12 protein-coding genes and 1 pseudogene are annotated in these 16666 nt (G+C 39.9%); 8 read left to right on the top strand and 5 right to left on the bottom strand.

Annotated elements, in window-relative coordinates:
* Positions 1 to 41: 41 nt before the first annotated feature.
* Genes V7K41_RS21200 through V7K41_RS21185 form a run of 4 tightly spaced genes read right to left on the bottom strand, consistent with a single transcriptional unit; the run spans position 42 to position 4954 of the window.
* Entirely contained in the window at positions 42 to 854 is an 813-nt protein-coding gene (locus V7K41_RS21200; RefSeq protein ID WP_334851357.1) for a DUF928 domain-containing protein, read from the bottom strand.
* The gene (locus V7K41_RS21195) at positions 847 to 3216 is read right to left on the bottom strand and encodes a CHASE2 domain-containing protein (protein WP_334851355.1); all 2370 of its coding nucleotides are present in this window, start codon (positions 3214 to 3216) and stop codon (positions 847 to 849) included. Before V7K41_RS21195 ends, V7K41_RS21200 begins: the two co-directional genes overlap by 8 nt.
* A 20-nt stretch (positions 3217 to 3236) precedes the next feature.
* On the bottom strand, positions 3237 to 4196 hold the full coding sequence (locus V7K41_RS21190; protein WP_334851353.1) for a DUF1822 family protein: 960 nt from the start codon (positions 4194 to 4196) through the stop codon (positions 3237 to 3239).
* A 5-nt stretch (positions 4197 to 4201) separates the two neighbouring features.
* Positions 4202 to 4954, bottom strand: coding sequence for a hypothetical protein (locus V7K41_RS21185; protein ID WP_334851352.1), 753 nt, complete (start codon positions 4952 to 4954; stop codon positions 4202 to 4204).
* Positions 4955 to 5364: 410 nt separating this feature from the next.
* On the opposite strand from V7K41_RS21185, the gene V7K41_RS21180 reads away from it, so the two are divergent.
* The 5 genes and pseudogenes from V7K41_RS21180 to V7K41_RS21160 all read left to right on the top strand — a co-directional run bounded on the left by V7K41_RS21180 (position 5365) and on the right by V7K41_RS21160 (position 11002).
* Positions 5365 to 5538 (top strand): hypothetical protein, encoded by a 174-nt coding sequence (locus V7K41_RS21180; protein ID WP_334851350.1) that lies wholly within the window; start codon positions 5365 to 5367, stop codon positions 5536 to 5538.
* A gap of 514 nt (positions 5539 to 6052) precedes the next feature.
* Positions 6053 to 8179 carry an acylase gene (locus V7K41_RS21175; protein WP_334851348.1) on the top strand — a complete coding sequence of 709 codons (2127 nt, stop codon included), beginning with the start codon at positions 6053 to 6055 and terminating at the stop codon, positions 8177 to 8179.
* Between the two features lie 5 nt (positions 8180 to 8184).
* Complete coding sequence (locus V7K41_RS21170) at positions 8185 to 8910, top strand: hypothetical protein (protein WP_334851346.1); 726 nt, start codon at positions 8185 to 8187, stop codon at positions 8908 to 8910.
* Positions 8911 to 9053: 143 nt separating this feature from the next.
* Positions 9054 to 9745 (top strand): annotated as a pseudogene (locus tag V7K41_RS21165) (FecCD family ABC transporter permease); the annotation flags it as partial.
* Between the two features lie 441 nt (positions 9746 to 10186).
* Positions 10187 to 11002: an ABC transporter ATP-binding protein gene (locus tag V7K41_RS21160; protein ID WP_334851345.1), complete on the top strand. Its 816-nt coding sequence runs from the start codon at positions 10187 to 10189 to the stop codon at positions 11000 to 11002.
* Positions 11003 to 11416: 414 nt separating this feature from the next.
* Here V7K41_RS21160 and V7K41_RS21155 read toward each other — a convergent pair whose 3' ends face one another.
* On the bottom strand, positions 11417 to 13477 hold the full coding sequence (locus V7K41_RS21155; protein WP_334851343.1) for a vWA domain-containing protein: 2061 nt from the start codon (positions 13475 to 13477) through the stop codon (positions 11417 to 11419).
* A 327-nt stretch (positions 13478 to 13804) separates the two neighbouring features.
* Here V7K41_RS21155 and V7K41_RS21150 point away from each other — a divergent pair, with 327 nt between their 5' ends.
* From V7K41_RS21150 to V7K41_RS21140, 3 genes are all read left to right on the top strand, one after another.
* On the top strand, positions 13805 to 14653 hold the full coding sequence (locus V7K41_RS21150) for an alpha/beta hydrolase (protein WP_334851342.1): 849 nt from the start codon (positions 13805 to 13807) through the stop codon (positions 14651 to 14653).
* 136 nt (positions 14654 to 14789) lie between these two features.
* Positions 14790 to 16247: an alpha-amylase gene (locus V7K41_RS21145; protein ID WP_334851340.1), complete on the top strand. Its 1458-nt coding sequence runs from the start codon at positions 14790 to 14792 to the stop codon at positions 16245 to 16247.
* A 243-nt stretch (positions 16248 to 16490) separates the two neighbouring features.
* Positions 16491 to 16619, top strand: coding sequence for a hypothetical protein (locus V7K41_RS21140; RefSeq protein ID WP_334851338.1), 129 nt, complete (start codon positions 16491 to 16493; stop codon positions 16617 to 16619).
* The last annotated feature ends 47 nt before the right edge of the window (positions 16620 to 16666 follow it).

The following is a 16666-nucleotide window of genomic DNA, read 5'->3' as shown; positions in this document are numbered from 1 at the left end:
AGCACCCCTCAAAAATCAGTAACTGCATCGTGTGATTAGTCTTATTTTTCCAAGTTGTAATCCTGTACAATTGGCTCTTTAGCAATATCTTGCAAGCCCACTGCATTTAATAAGTCAACCCAATCTTGATTAAGAGTTGCATTCTGTGGATTGGCACGACGTTGTTGACCTAAATTAGTTAGGGCATCGTACCAAATATTATTAGCACTATAGACAATATACTCTTTTGATTTTGCTGACTTTAACTGACTATCAAGAGCCTCTGTCAGAACTTGCCTTTGCACAAACCCATCTACATAAAAATTGTCAGATGTTTTTTCTACATCGCCACAATAAATATGAAAGTACCAATGATATTTCTTATCTACTTTTAAAGAATATTGCGGTTGTGCTGGCAAAGTAATGCTGATGATCCCCGATTTTCCAGACAGAGTAAGAGGTGTTCGATAGACATTCTCTACATCTTTACCATCCAGCACTTGCAACACAAATTCTCCAGAACGCATGGTTTCAGGTAGTTGGGGAACATAAAACCAAAAAGTTGGATTTTCTGCAACTGTTGATGCCAAGACTGATTCACCTCCATCACCAGGTACTAGAGCAGTAAGCTGTGTGAGATTGCTAGGACAATCAGGATCGCGCCCAGCCCCGGCTCGGCGCCGACCTGTGGGTGCGCCGTTTCTGGGCAATTTCGGTTGCTTAAAAGATTGGGAGGGCGAATTTTTAACAGTGTTTGGAATCGAATTGGTCAGTTGTGCTTGCACGGATTGTGAGTAATTTATCAAACCAATAAAAACCAAAGGAATTACGCAAGCGCGTTGAATTGGTTGGTCAAGTAATTTTTTTTTAATCACGATTAAAATTTAATTGTTTTCTCTTGCGAAGATGCGAACCTCTAAACCATGAGATTACCATTACTTGGGTAACTAGTAACGCTAATACTGAAGGTATAAATGGCACCCATCCAGCTAGTGTAAAAATACCAAAACATAACCCAAACACTGTTAAAAGTGTGACTACCACCGCCAATCCCAGATGCAACGGTTTTGAATAATACCATGCTGTAATACCTCCTACTAATGACCATCCCCATATCCAAAGTGCTTCTATCCATCCAGACCACCACCACAATAAAGGTCTGCGGTCTAAAACTGCGCTGAGGATTTGACTTAGCATCTGCGCCTGTACAAACACCCCTGGTGTTTGCTTTTGCTTCAGTTTTGCATTGGAACTGAAAGGTGTTTTCCAATAATCATTTGTATTGGTGGGGGCAGAAAGACCAATCATCACAATGCGGTCTTTGAGTAATTGAACTGATTCTGATGGGATTTTTTCATCTAACACATCTCTCAAACTAACTTGCTCGGCAATTTTTTCCACAGAGTCAAGAGAACGATAATTCAACAATATTTGATAACCAGATGCATCTACTTTTTGATAACCGCTAGTGTGTTCGTTTAATTGCTCAAACACAATATCACCAATTTGTAAATAATCTGATTTTGTAACACTTGCTGTTTTACCTTCTTTATCTAAATAATGAAGTGCTAGTTGTAGATTAAAAGCATATTCTGTGGTACATAGAGATGTTAGAGGATGAGTCAATTGTAAAAGCTGGCGACGAGCAATATCTTCATTATCTGCAACAAAATCACTAAAACTTAAGCGTTCTCTTGAAACTCCAGAAGGTGGCGGAATACCATCACTATTTCCATCCTCATCAGTAGTAGCAACTTTGCACACAAAAAATAGACGATTATCTTGCTGAAAACGATTAGCTAAATTTGGATATTTGGGATCTACAATTCCGTCACGATAAATATCTAAACCGATGCTTCGTGGTTGATATTTATTTAATTTATCTAATAGTAGAGCAAGGGCTTGGTCAGACAACGACCATTGCATTTGCATTCCTTTATTGAGTTGGTATTGAATATCTGCTTCATCGATTGTGATAATTAAAATTCGCTCGTCAGGTTTTTCGGTGACAAGATGCGATCGCAATTGCATAAAATGGTCAAAAGCCTGTAGTTCTGAAGTTTGCAGATAACCCCAATACCGCACCCCCATGACCAAACTTGTTACCAACAAACTTGTCAGCAATATGACTAAAAAACTTTTGGTGGTAATCTTCTTTCGGCGCAACTGCCAAGTCATTGGCGCTGACAAGGGATTTTGGCAAATTACTGGCAACCAAGTTGCACAAGGATATTTATCTTCTATTCCTTCGAGCCTTTTTCGCGCCTCGCGCAGTGCAGAGTATAGTGATTGTCCGCTAAAAAATTCACCTAAAAAATGTTTTAAAAATTCCTGCGCTACAACGTCCGGGACTGGTTCGCGCATGACAATGACTTGGGGAATGTGTAAATCCTCTAATGCTTCTGCTAAACCTAAACCATCACAAGAATTGAAAATTGCTAAATGCAATCCGTTCTCAATTGCTTTCTGGAGTCCATGTTTTAATTTATCTAGAGTAATTGTCGTAGTTTGATTAATTTGTAGAACTCCTCTTTCTTGACTAGAACTATGTCCAGCAAAAAATAGAATATTCCAACCTTTCCCCCAAAGTTCGTTACTTAATTCCTTTCGTTGTGGCTCAATTAAAAAATTTATTTGAGCTTGGTTTGATAAATTTTCTAATAAATACTTATCCTGACTAATATCAATTCCTTGATGATTGCCAAAAATCGCTAAAATCTTAACTTTTTTTTCCTGAGTATATATTTTATTTAGTCTTTGGGGTTCTAAGGGACTAAGTGCGACTTCAGCATTCGGATAATCTTCAAAAAAGCTCCACAAATGCCAAGGAAGTCGTCGTAGTAAGTTATCAGAAGTTGCAATTATAAAGCAAATTTCTTCATTTGGATTTAATTGCGTACGTAATTTTTGGTCTATTTTGCGAAACTGCTCACAATTGAGCCAAATATTGATTCTAGATGATAATTGCTGACATAAATCGTTAAATTCCAATTCCGAAAAATTTGTGATATCACTATCTTCGATTTCGAGACGTATCCACCATCCATAGTGACGGTAGAGAGCCGAATATAGTATTTGCCAATTTCGATAAAGTTGAAAAATTTCTGGCGCTGGTGGTAAACTCCCGCGAAATTCCATTGCACGTGGGTCATTTATTAACCCAAGTTGAACCGTGACATCAGGAAAACCTTTATGGAGGTCGCCCTTACCTAAATTCAAGACAACTAACTTACTCATTACACTCCTACAAAAAAGTGTCAGATGACAAAAGTTTCCTTGATTGTCAAATTACCATGAGACACTTGGATATGAAAGCTTTCTCCAAAATCCCCTCGAAACCGTTTTAATTGAATAAAGTTATCATTACTTCGTGATACAACTTCTTGAATAATTTTTCCTGTATCTGAGAATAAATTAATTTTCAGGTTAGATGGCAAATAAAGTTTTTCAGATAAAGGATGTATTTGTACTAATATTTCTACTTTCTGTTGAGAGAATAGTGCGAGTGCTACAAGCAGCACTAGTGATTGATTCCCCAGTTTTAGTCCTAAATCTATGATTTTTGCTCTCGCTACGCTATCTTTACCCAACGATGAAACATTTCTGAGAGCAAATTTTTTCTCATTTATATTGCCGAAAATTTCTTCTAAAGCCATCCAACTGTTTTCAAATAGATTCTCGAACCATTGACTTAAGTTCACCTGTATCTGGCTTGCTCTAAGTGCAGGGTGAGCGACAGTGTTAGGAATACAGTCAAAAAGGAAATTAAGGGGTTTAAGGCTTGCTAGTGATATTTGTTCTGAAGTAGTAGAAATAGTAGTTGTTCTCACAAATCCTAACAACTGCACTTCCTGAAGGCGTTCGCTAAATTGGACAGCCACATAACCAATCCTATTTTTCATTACTTCGGGGGGTAAGTAAATTGCCGTTTCTCCAGGTTGAACTGGCCGACACTCTAACTTACCAATGTTAGGAATAACTAAATCGGCAACATTAAATAAAGCTCGTTTCAAGGGATGCCAACTATCACCTTTCTCTAAAGCAGTATCAATATGCAACCATTTCAAGTAACTGTAAACAGCATAAACTGCTAGTGTATTCAAATAGATTTGTTTAGCTTTTTGAGGTGTAGTTTGTTCAAGAGCAAACTGGCGGGCAATGGCATGGGCTTGTTGTCCAAGTGGAATTTTTAAAGTGAGCGTTTCTGTGCTACTCATGATTGTTAATTAGATTGATATCCAAGTTGAATTGCAACATCTTGTAGGAGCGGTATTGCTTTTAATTTCCAATGAGATACCAAAGTCTGGTAATTGATTTGGCTCTCGCGAGCAATATCAGCAAGTGTATCTGGTGGGTTCTTAAAGATGAACAGCAACCTTTGGCTTAGTGCTTGACAGTTGCATTCGGGATGTTTACGAGGATAACAATTTCGTAGTTCCTTGTCTGGATCTTGCTCAATGTAAAGTGCCAAGTTGCCTACTAAAAGTTGTTGTGACTGCTGCTGTAAATTTTCCAGATAAATTTCTAGTCTGCTCAAAATATATGAATTAGCTGGTGTTCCTAATATTTGTCCTTGTTGTGACACTCGTTCCAACCAAGTTGTTATTTCTCCATCCGGATCTAAAATGCTTTCATCTAAGGACAAATGAGATTTTTTTCTTGAAGGGAAAGATGGTGAATTTAAATCTTTGACGCGCCAGTAAAGGTAGCTTTTGATCCATTTTATTAAATCATCTCGAACTGAAGATGTACGTGGCTGAAAGTTTCTAATATTTTGGCTGAACCACTCCAAAGTTTGGTTCAGAGCATCTAAAAAATAATCGGGACAGTCCAAGCTTGAGTATTTTCTAAATTCTGGTAGCCCCTGAATAAAAATCAGAAGCCGACTCATAGCTTTTCGCCATTCTCGGCTGCCATCTGGGTGTTGGCACACTGTTGCAATCAATTGGCGCAGGTGTTCATCCCGATCGTCCATAAAAGCTTTGACCAAAAAAAGTACAGTAGATACGAGACAGCAGCACAGTTTTAAGCATCTTTTTATTTCACCTTACTTATGTATCAGTTAAAAATCAGAAAATTATGAAAACTTTAGAATAGTACTTGCAGAGATATGAGTAATGCATAAATTATGACAATGATAATAACTGCAGCAATGTTCTTGGATGGCAATCAGAGTCAAGCTTGCGATTATATGAATGACTATAATTTCAGCAAAGAAATGTTATATAAATTACTATTTAAGTCAAAAATACACTGAAAAAACATATTGATGAACGATTTTTTCATTCCTCAGAAAATATGGTTTCTTAGAAGCAGGCGCACAGGCGGCGTAGCCTTGTTTGTTGAAAACACCCCACTGGCGGCGCGCCACCTTGTTACAGGCAAATGGTTACAAGCACAGCGTTGATTGGCAAGTACCTCAACGGCTACCCCAGCACAGCCCCCGATATCGATCTAACTCTGCATAAGTTAGAGTCATTGAGTCATTGCACTTTCAAAATCCTGATGCACAAAGAATTCTGCAATATCAAGCCGTTGCAGCCTTTGCCAGAAGAATGAAAATTCTAACCGCGTTCTATTTAGAAGATTATTGCTACTAATTTGCAATTAGTTTAAGAGTCTAAAGCAACTTAGCGAAGATAGCAAGCAAATTTTAATTAAAAACTATTATTATTTGCTCAAAAATCATTTCTATAAAATATATCAAAAGATAGATTACAAAATGTAATTTAGGTAAATTTAACTTTATTTCTACTGTAGCGATATCTTGAAAAGACTTATTTATAAAGATTTTTCACACAACGCTAGTCAGATTTATAAAATTTAGAAGTTTTGATAGCTTGCTCATGTGTAACCTTTATGATAATGTCTCCTAATAGCACTAGAGTTAAATGCAAATTAGTCGCAGATAGCTTTTGAGGATTTCTAGAGCTAGTGTCAAGCATTATTGATAATATATCGCGTCATTAATATCAGACGTGACATTTTTCACGGAATGTGAGAATGAGTATCAATATGCAACTAGAGCCTTTACTTAAAAGCCTTCCAGTCAAATTAATTTAATCAAACCATCATGTTGAATGTTAGGGTGTATTTGTGGCAATTTGACCAGCCAATACTGAAAAGAAAATTATTTAGATTTTTAGCTTTTATCCTCAGTGCTATTTTAGTTGTCGTTTTGGCAAATAACAGTTTTGCGACTGCACCCAGAACTACAGAGATATTATGGGATACTTACGGCATACCGCATATATACGGTAAAGATGCTCCAAGTGCTTTCCAGGCATTTGGTTGGGCACAGATGCAGAGTCATGCTAACTTGCTGTTGCACCTCTATGGTCAAGCTAGGGGAAAAGCAGCCGAATACTGGGGAGAAGAGTATTTAGAATCTGATAAATGGGTACTGACGATGGGAGTGCCCAATCGTGCTAGTTCTTGGTATCGGGCACAAAGTCCAGCTTTTCGTAGTTATATAAATGCCTTTGCCACTGGGATAAATACGTATGCCAAAGCCCATCCTGATTTAATTGACGAGCAAGTAAAAATAGTATTACCTGTCAAGCCAGAGGATGTGTTGGCGCATTTACAAAGAGTGCTGGATTTTACTTTTATCGTCAATCAAGAACAAGTAGCAGATATTACTCATACCCAATCGGAAGCTGGTTCTAACGGTTGGGCGATCGCACCCAAACATTCTGCCAGTGGAAAGGCGATGTTATTGGCAAATCCCCACTTGTTATGGTCGGATTTATTTGTCTGGTACGAAGCACAAATTACTGCGCCAGGGATGAATGCTTCTGGAGCGGCTTTAGTGGGAATTCCAGTTTTAGCGATCGCCTTTAACGATCGTTTGGGTTGGACTCATACCGTCAATACCCTTGATGGTTGGGACATATACAAGTTGAAATTGGCTGATGATGGTTATCTTTTTGATGGCAAAGTCCGTCCTTTTACAACATCAAAGTTTTTGTTAAAGGTCAAGCAAAAAAATGGCTCGTTAGTCGAACAACCATTATTAGTCAAAAGTTCCATCCACGGTGCAGTCGTTCAAGAAAAAGATGGGTTCGCTGTAGCGCTGCGGGTTGTCGGTGCAGACCGTCCCGGTGTGTTGGAACAGTGGTGGGATATGGCACGTTCTCAAAACTTTGGTCAATTTCAAAAGGTATTGAAACGCTTGCAACTACCGATGTTTACCGTCATGTATGCAGATCGAGCCGGACACATCATGCACCTATTCAATGGTCTGGTGCCAATTCGTCAACAGGGAGACTTTAAATACTGGGAAGGCTTAATTCCTGGCGACACATCTAAGACTTTGTGGACAAAAATGCACCCATACCAAGATTTACCGCGTGTAATTGACCCGCCTAGCGGTTGGTTGCAAAATACCAACGATCCACCTTGGACAACGACTTTTCCGCCTGCCATCAAAGCAGATGATTACCCTGCCTATATGGCTCCACGGGGAGAAATGTCTTTCCGGTCACAAAGTTCTGCAAAAATGTTGGCTGAAGATCCAAAAATTTCTTTTGAGAAAATGATTGAGTACAAACATTCCACCAAAATGGAACTTGCAGAACGCATCCTTGATGACCTAATCCCTGCTGCTCAAACTTATGGCGATGAATTAGCCCGTCGTGCTGCTGAAATTTTGGCTGCTTGGGATCGAAATGCTAATGCTGATAGTCGAGGCGCGGTATTGTTTTCTTTTTGGTGGCAAGAAATGGATCAAAAGCAAACCTTTAGTATTCCTTGGAGTGAGAACTCCCCGCGCACCACACCCGATGGTTTAAAAGACCCAGAAAGCGCAGTGAAAGCGCTACAAATAGCGGCAGCAAAAGTCGAAAAAGCTTATGGAAAACTAGATGTTGCTTGGGGTGAAGTCTTTCGAGTGCATAGCGGAAACTTAGATTTACCTGCCAATGGTGGCGATGGGGATGAAGGAATATTCCGCGCCCTCAATTTTGCTCCAGCTAACAATGAACGCTTTCAAGCCGTAGCTGGTGATAGTTATGTTGCAGCCATTGAGTTTTCGCAACCAGTAAAAGCAATGGCTCTCATCAGCTACGGTAACGCTACTCAACCCGGTTCGCCCCACATTACCGACCAACTACCACTGTTTTCTCGCAAGCAATTGCGTCCTGTTTGGCGAACTCGTACAGAAGTATTAGCAAACTTGGAGGAACGCAAAACTTTTTGACAGCTATGAGTTATGAATTAATAGCCTGTCTGTACAGTTGGAAAATTGTTCTGGCGATCGCACTTATTAGTCTGCCTTTACCAGCGTTGTCAGAAAACAAACAGCTGAATAATTATCAACCACAAATTCTTCAGACAGAGATTAGCGATCGCGATCTAAAAATTATTGAGCAGTTAGTTGCCATCGCCCAACGTCAGTCTTCGCAGGTACAGGAGGCAAAAGCTGCTATGGGATGGGGTGCTTTCACCGATGTTTTGAGTGTAGAATTATCACCATCTCAAAGCACGATCGATTACAACTTGCCTGAAATAGCATCTGAAAGTCAGCGCGGTTTTGCGATCGCAATGACAATTGACCCGATTAAACTTTTGAATATCATTCAGCAATTACCGATGAGAGAAGCTCGCTGGCATGAAGTTAAACAGCAAAAACGGGTAGCCGTTGTACAATACTACCTTGCTTACTTACAAGCCCGTCAAGCTGCGAAAATAGCCACTTATCGAATGCAACAGCTTGCCCTTTTGGGAGCAAAAACTGAGCGGATTGCTACTGTGAATTCTCAAGGAACTTTAAGTCAACTGGCGAATCCTGACTATGTTGCAGCTGCAACGGAGATGCTGAATACAAACGCACGCGATCGCTTGGCATTAGAAGAACTAGCAGCTTGTGTTGGCTTATCTTCACAAGCAACAATTACACTGCTTGAAGCCAGTAATTTGAACAATGAGTAGATCGGTTCCCTCACCAGCCAGAGGATTGTTGTTATTCCTAACATTTCCCGTTGCGGGTTTAATTGTGGGATTCCTAATTCTTTATGATTTGTCTAATTTTCCGCATCTCATTTGGCGCAGCAGATATTCCTCTGCATCAGATACTCATACCATTTCTTTGTGAGGCGGCGCCAAATTTTCTTTCTTCCTTAAATTTGACAATCGCGGGTGCGGCTATTAGTAGCTTACTTTCTTCACTAACAACGGGAGTTTTAATAGTCAGTCAAAGAACTTTAAAAAAAATTCGCTTTTGGTTGGCTGGTTTTTTGGCGGGTATTGATGAAGGTATTATTTTACAAGTATTGCCTTACATTTGTATTGGCACGATTTTGGCATTTGCTTTAGCAAGACAAATCACGGTTTTAAGCCTGGGAGAAGATATTGCTAAAGGTTTGGGTCAACAAACTTTATGGATAATAAATTGCCGCCGCCGTCAGTGTTTTACTCTTAGAAAGTAATTCCGTTGCTGCGGTGGGTTCAATTGGATTTATTGGTTTAGTTATTCCCCATATAGTTAGGTTTGAGTTGGGGTAGATTACCGTTGGATTTTACCTTATATAGCAATCCTAAATCATTTGTAAAAATAAATTAACCGCAGAGGCACAGAGAACGCAGAGAGAGGAATTAGAGATTTTCACGACTCATTTAGGATTGCTATAGTGCAATTTATGGGGGAATATTGCTGTTAGTATCCGATATTTTGGCGCGATTATTAATTCGACCACAAGAAATATCCGTGGGAATTATGACAGCTTTAGTTGGTGAGCCATTCTTCGTTTACTTAGCGAAATATTAAGTAAAAAAATGAAGAAAAACTCACTGATTTTTCGTTCTGCAAAACTAGGATTTTCCTTTCGGATTCAAAACCAAGTTCCTAGTATTTTATTTATTTATTAAAAATCTAAAAAGTAAAACCTAATTCAGTATACTTAATACTAAGTAAGTAGAAAAAAATTCTTTTTAGGTGTAGCATTAATAAAAGCAAATAGTGTAGTATATCATGTTCGGGTAACTAGTTATGATTCCCATAGTCATTGCACCCTACGCGCCAATTTCTCATGGGGTTTCCCCTATCACCGTGCTGGCTCCCCCTAATCTCCTATCTACCTGCAAGAAGGGGAGATAAAGCGCTGCTAAAACAGCGTGGGGTTCTTTGGGTTTAATTAAGTAATTAAGCGGACATGATATTACATACTTACAAAATCATCAAAATATTCCCTTAAATTTAATTATGTCAATGTCATTATTGAACGATAATCTACATTACCAAATGTCAGCGAAGAATTTGACTTTGGGTTACGACCATATAACTATTATTAAGCATTTAGATTTAGATATACCACCAGGAAAAATAACTGCTTTAGTTGGTGCAAATGGCTCTGGAAAATCCACTTTATTACGGGGTTTAGCAAGATTATTAAAACCTCGTGTTGGCACAATTTATTTAGATACAACAGATATATTTAAGCTATCAACAAAAGATGTTGCTAAAAAATTAGGAATTCTTACCCAAGGCCCCGTTGCACCAGAAGGATTAACCGTTCGAGATTTGGTAGCTTGTGGAAGATTTCCTTATCAAAACTGGTTGCAGCAGTGGACAAAAGAAGATGAAAGATTAGTAGAACTAGCGTTAGAAATTACTGGGATTAAATACTTAGCAGAACGCGAGTTAGATACTCTTTCTGGTGGACAGCGACAACGTGCTTGGATTGCAATGGCATTAGCTCAAGATACGGATATTTTATTGTTAGATGAACCAACTACTTTTTTAGATTTGGCGCACCAAATAGAAGTTTTAGATTTATTGTATGATTTGAACCAAAACCAGCAAAGAACGATTGTCATGGTGTTACATGATTTGAATCATGCCTGTCGTTATGCTGATTATTTGGTAGCGGTGAAAGAAGGTCAAATTTTTGCTGTTGGCGAACCTAATTTGGCGATCACTGAGAAGATGGTAAGGGAGGTGTTTGGATTGGAATGTCGGGTTATCCCAGACCCGGTTTCCGGTACACCGATGTGTATACCAGTGGGAAGAAAGGGGAGAAAATAGAAACAAAGGGACTTCCAAGTAAAAAAATATTCCATCATTGTGTGGGCAGGGGGGCAGGGAGCAGGGGGCAGGGGAGAAAAACAATTGTGTTGAGTTCAGAAATTGGAATAATTTATTTTTTGGAGTTCCCCAAATAAAAACCTTACATGGCACAATATAGTTCAGTTAAGCATTTCTTCCTTCTTGTCTTGCAGAGTAGGGAATAAGTTTTCTTACTAGCAGCGATCAAAAAACATCTTGCAGATATGTAATGCTCTCTTCTGAAATTAAATTGCTATATTGATTGCAGATATTTAATCCAGTGGAGAGCGATCGCCTTTGATGTGGATTGTGAATATCTCCAAGATATTACAGCGGTTTTTAAGTAATTGAACTACACCACTCCCTACTCGCCATCTCAGTTGTAGTCTAAAATCATTTTCTTGTAATCAACCCTCTAGATTGCTCCACTAGGCGAATAAACTCACCCCGATAGCCCTCCTGGTCTTCCCCCTTCCCTTGAGTTGCCAATTTCATTACCAAATCATAACTAGCATCCCCCTTATACTCAGAGTCACGCAGCACCATCCCAAAGGTAGCTACCGCAGCAGCAAATCTCAGGTTTGTGGAGGGTATCTGGTCGGTTCTCAAATCATCATCTTGGATGGTTTGAGTAATTAGTTGACTGGTGCTGTCCTGGGGCAACTTATAGCGCAGTTTCACCTGCATCAACTCATTACCAGCAGCATCCGAGACAGTTTCACCAGAACGCTGATACCGCAAAGGATCTATCTCTGGGAGTTTCACGTCGCTTTTTGTGCCAGTGGGAATTATTTCATAAAGCGCTGTCACAGAATGGCCAGCCCCAATATCCCCTGCATCTTTCTTGTCGTCATTGAAATCCTGGTTTTGCAGCAGGCGGTTTTCGTAACCAATCAAGCGATATGCCTGAACTTTCGCCGGATTAAACTCCACCTGAATTTTCACATCCTTGGCAATAGTAAACAGAGTTCCCCTGAGATCGTTAACTAAAACCTTTTTGGCTTCCAATAGGGTATCGATGTAAGCGTAGTTGCCGTTACCCTTATCAGCCAGTTGCTCCATTTTTCCGTCCTTATAATTGCCGGTGCCAAATCCCAACACCGTCAGGAAAATTCCCTGGTCTCGCTTTTGTTCAATTAATCGCGTCAGGTCGCCATCACTGGAAACCCCGACGTTAAAATCTCCATCGGTAGCTAAAATTACTCTGTTATTACCAGACTTGAGGAAGCTTTGTTTGGCTATCTTGTAGGCGAGTTCAATACCCTGGCCGCCAGCAGTCGAGCCTCCAGCCTCTAAGCGGTCAATCGCCGCCATAATTGTTGATTTCTGATTACCAGGAGTAGCAGGTAAAACCAATCCAGCATTCCCAGCATAGACTACTAAACTTACCCGGTCTTCAGGACGTAGTTTATTCACCAGCAATTTGAGTGACTGTTGCACTAAGGGTAATTTGTTCGGGTCATCCATAGAACCGGAGACATCAATCAGAAATACTAGGTTGCTGGGTGGTAAGGTTTCGCTCTCTAGGCGTTTACCTTGCAAACCCACCTGTACCAGCTTGTGTTGAGGATTCCAGGGAGCAGCAGCAACTTCAGTGGTGACGGAAAAAGGGCGATTGCCTTTTGGTTGGGGATAATTGTAGGTAAAATAATTGATCAATTCCTCAATTCGCACTGCATCTTTGGGTGGTAATTCCCCTTGAGTAATAAACCGTCGCACGTTGCTGTAAGATGCTGTATCTACATCAATGGAAAAGGTGGAAAGAGGATCATTACTAACGCGATGAAAGGGATTATCTTCAATCCGGTTGTAGTTTTCTGTATTGAATCTGCTACCTATTTGTGGTTCCGGGGCAACCCTTCCAATACTGCCACGAGTTTGGAGTTTAGGCATATTCGCACGGTTAACAACTCGATCCTGCACAGATGAGCCAGACGGAATACTAAGGGGTAGGGCTGTGGGTAAAGGTTGAGTCTTTCGGGTAGACTCAGTTTGAGTCCGTCCTCTGGTAGTCGGAGTGATGGGACTAGGAGCTTCCAATTTATCTATCGGACTTTTTAAGATTGCTAACTCCGGTGCAAATTCTGACTGCAAGCGTTGCAGAATTTTTATATCTGCTGGGGTAACGATCTTGGGATCGGTCGTTATTAGCTCATTGCTGCGATTCACGCAGGCATTCAAGACTGTAGCAAACTCAGTCCGGGTTACAGGAAGAGTGCCAAAGTTTTGGACAGGGACGACACAACTATACTGTTGTACCAATGCCTGGAGTGCTTGGTAGTCAGGGTGATTGGGTAGAATGGAAGTTTTTGGAGTAGTGGCAGGAGTCTGATTGGCTGGAATCGCAACTGTAGCAGACTGACGTAAAACGGCAATTCCTAGCGAGGGTATCAATAAACACAATATTAAAATACTGACTCGCTGCCACATTTTGGATGGAATCGGGTAAGACATGGCTAAATCCTCACACTAAATTTTTTCTGTCACATTTGACTATTTACCCAGAATAGTCCTGAGCAGCTTGGAATTTGATAACCGTTTCAGTTTTGGTAACTGTAACTTTTACAACACGAAATATTCCCGTCTAGCATTAGGGAATATAACAGTGCTTGTTAGTATCGGCTTAAGAATCCGGGTTAAGTAATTACTCAGTCGCTCAACTCCAGATACTCATTTGTGACAAAGCTGGCGTAAAGTTTGATGAAGTTGTATGAGTTGTAGTTAGGAAGCATCAGAAATCGGGAAACCTGGAAATAAAGTTTTACCCAATAATAAAAACTAATGGATAAACAGCAAGTTATAAAACTGCTAATTGGTGATTTTACTTGGCAGAGGCTGGTTAAATCTTTAGTCTTTATCTATATATTTTTTGCTGTATTTGTATATTTTCGGGCAGATAGCATGATTTTTCTATCTCAACCTTCTAGCTATCAGAACGATCCAACAATTTTGAAGTTAAGGAGTGGGGAAAATACGAATATCTCAGCTACATACTTATTGAACACTCAAGCTAAATATACTATTCTTTATTCTCATGGTAATTCTGAAGATTTAGGAGATATCAAACAGATTCTAGAAAAATTACACGCATGGGGTTTTAGTGTCTTTGCTTTTGATTATCGCGGTTATGGTACGAGTCAAGGAAAGCCGACAGAAAGTCATGCATACGAAGATATCAATAGCGCTTACAATTATTTGACCCAAAATTTAAAAATTCCACCTGAAAAAATTATAGTTTTGGGACGTTCGGTCGGCGGTGGTTCGGCGGTAAATTTAGCAATGCAGAAACCAGTAGCTGGTTTAATTATTGAAAGCTCATTTATTTCCGCTTTTCAAGTAATAGTACCTTTTCGGGTTTTACCTTTCGATAAGTTTCCCAATCTGGAAAATATCAAAAAAGTCAAATGTCCGATATTGGTGATTCATGGAAAAGCAGATAACATAATTCCTTTTACTCATGGAGAAAAGTTGTTTAATGCTGCAACATCTCCAAAACTTTATTTGTGGGTTGAAGAGGCAAATCATAACGATTTATTCTCGATAGCTGAAGAAAAGTATCGTCAAACTTTGCAGGAGTTCACTAACCTGATCAAGGCAAATCAGCAATTATCCCGTCTTAATAATTCATAATTGCTCTTGATGAAGTCGTCATTGAAACCTAAATAAATTCGGGTGAAGTTGGGATGTGTGACAAAAGTAACATATCCTAGCATCAAAGATTTCTGGCAGAAATCTGTAAAATCAAAGATTCTACAAAGGCGATCGCATGAACAACGGTGTAATAATGCAGTATTACCATTGGTACATCTCCAATGATGGTACGTTATGGGACAAGCTGGATAAAACAGCCAATGAGCTAGCTGATGCAGGCTTCACTGCTTTATGGCTGCCGCCAGCTTATAAGGGCAGTGGTGGAACATGGGATGTTGGATACGCAGTCTACGATCTGTTCGATCTGGGTGAGTTCGATCAAAAAAATACTGTTCGGACAAAATATGGAACACGCGAGCAATACTTAAAGGCTATTAAAACGGCACAGCGTGCAGGTATTCAAATCTATGCCGATGTGGTTTTCAACCACAAAGATGGTGGGGATGAAATAGAACGCATCTCGGCCCAAGAAATGGATTGGAATGACCGCAACCGTCCAGTCAGCGATTGGTACGAAATTGGAGCTTATACAAAGTTCTATTTTCCCGGTCGTGGAGATAAATACTCCAGTATGAAATGGTATTGGTGGTGCTTTGATTCATTATCATACAATGTAGATACCAAAACGGCAGACAAACTCTACCGCCTTAAAGATAAACATTTTGAGACGGAAGTTAGCCACGAACACGGCAATTACGATTATTTAATGGCCAACGACCTGGATACAGGTAATGACCTCGTGCGCGGTGAGTTGATGTATTGGGGGCGTTGGTTTGTTGATACCACAGGTGTAGATGGCTTTCGCATTGACGCTGTTAAACATATCCGCTCCACTTTTTTCCGTGATTGGTTAAATCACCTGCAAGTTCATTTTGGTGGGCGGGAACTGTTTAGCGTTGGCGAGTACTGGTCTCAAGATATCGATGCCTTACACGGTTATATTGCCTCTAGTGATGGGCGTTTGTCGTTATTTGATGTGCCTCTACATTTCAAATTTCACCAAGCTAGTCGCCAGGGTAGTAGTTTCGATCTGCGATCGATTTTTGATAGAACCTTAGTTAAAGAACAACCTGCCCTAGCTGTTACCTTTGTTGAAAACCATGATACCCAACCTTGTCAATCCCTAGAGTCGCCTGTTGAACCTTGGTTTAAGCCCTTAGCCTATGCACTAATCTTACTGCGCCGAGAAGGCTATCCTTGCGTTTTCTATGCAGATTATTACGGGGCACAATATCAAGATAAAGAACGTGATAATACCCTTTACTCTCACCGTTTTTTGATTGACAAGTTCTTAAAGGCGCGTAGAGAATACGGTTTTGGCGACCAGCATGATTACTTTGACCATCCTAATACTATCGGTTGGACGCGCTTGGGTACTAGGGAACATCCGGGTGCAATGGCTATAGTGCTAACCAATAGCTCACCAGGGAACAAGTGGATGAATGTGTTCCGACCCAATCAGGAATTTTACGATGCCACGGGACATATAAACGATACCATTCACACCAATAACGACGGATGGGGAAATTTCCCATGTCCAGGTGGTTCAATATCGGTCTGGCTGCAAAAATAGTTTGAATAGAAAACTAAGGTTAAAGAGGTAGAAAGTAAGGAGTTTTTCCACTATCTACCTCTTTGACAATATAGAAATGGAACAAAATTTTCAACAGGATTACGGAATTGCAATGACATCGCTTGAAGTCATAATCATCGGAACACAAACTGACTGCATTCACTGAACTTTTTGCTTGACCAACTCCAAGCAAGAAATCTGAAAACAGCCAAATAACTAAAGCTATTAAGGAGATAAATTAATATGAGCGAGAATAACAACCCACAACCCAAAACAAAAAAACAACCTCCTAATACAATAGGAAAACCACCTAAGACTGAATTTATTAACTCCGAACAACAGCCCACAAGACCAGAATTATCAGATAAATAATTCTTTTTACCCCAACATTTTATTTATAACTCAATACGTTTGGGTTA

Origin of the sequence: Nostoc sp. (assembly GCF_036917415.1) — a bacterium.
Taxonomy (GTDB): Bacteria; Cyanobacteriota; Cyanobacteriia; order Cyanobacteriales; family Nostocaceae; genus Nostoc.
The sequence above is the reverse complement of the archived record's forward strand: the minus strand, read 5'-3'. Positions and strand labels throughout refer to the sequence as shown.

What these genes read in the sequence shown, in the direction of transcription:
- V7K41_RS21195 (WP_334851355.1), bottom strand. Translation starts at nt 3,216, where the DNA reads ATGAGTAAGTTAGTTGTCTTGAATTTAGGTAAGGGCGACCTCCATAAA.
- V7K41_RS21150 (WP_334851342.1), top strand. Translation starts at nt 13,805, where the DNA reads ATGGATAAACAGCAAGTTATAAAACTGCTAATTGGTGATTTTACTTGG.
- V7K41_RS21175 (WP_334851348.1), top strand. Translation starts at nt 6,053, where the DNA reads ATGTTGAATGTTAGGGTGTATTTGTGGCAATTTGACCAGCCAATACTG.
- V7K41_RS21140 (WP_334851338.1), top strand. Translation starts at nt 16,491, where the DNA reads ATGAGCGAGAATAACAACCCACAACCCAAAACAAAAAAACAACCTCCT.
- V7K41_RS21190 (WP_334851353.1), bottom strand. Translation starts at nt 4,196, where the DNA reads ATGAGTAGCACAGAAACGCTCACTTTAAAAATTCCACTTGGACAACAA.
- V7K41_RS21180 (WP_334851350.1), top strand. Translation starts at nt 5,365, where the DNA reads ATGGTTACAAGCACAGCGTTGATTGGCAAGTACCTCAACGGCTACCCC.
- V7K41_RS21155 (WP_334851343.1), bottom strand. Translation starts at nt 13,477, where the DNA reads ATGTCTTACCCGATTCCATCCAAAATGTGGCAGCGAGTCAGTATTTTA.
- V7K41_RS21170 (WP_334851346.1), top strand. Translation starts at nt 8,185, where the DNA reads ATGAGTTATGAATTAATAGCCTGTCTGTACAGTTGGAAAATTGTTCTG.
- V7K41_RS21185 (WP_334851352.1), bottom strand. Translation starts at nt 4,954, where the DNA reads ATGGACGATCGGGATGAACACCTGCGCCAATTGATTGCAACAGTGTGC.
- V7K41_RS21160 (WP_334851345.1), top strand. Translation starts at nt 10,187, where the DNA reads ATGTCATTATTGAACGATAATCTACATTACCAAATGTCAGCGAAGAAT.
- V7K41_RS21145 (WP_334851340.1), top strand. Translation starts at nt 14,790, where the DNA reads ATGAACAACGGTGTAATAATGCAGTATTACCATTGGTACATCTCCAAT.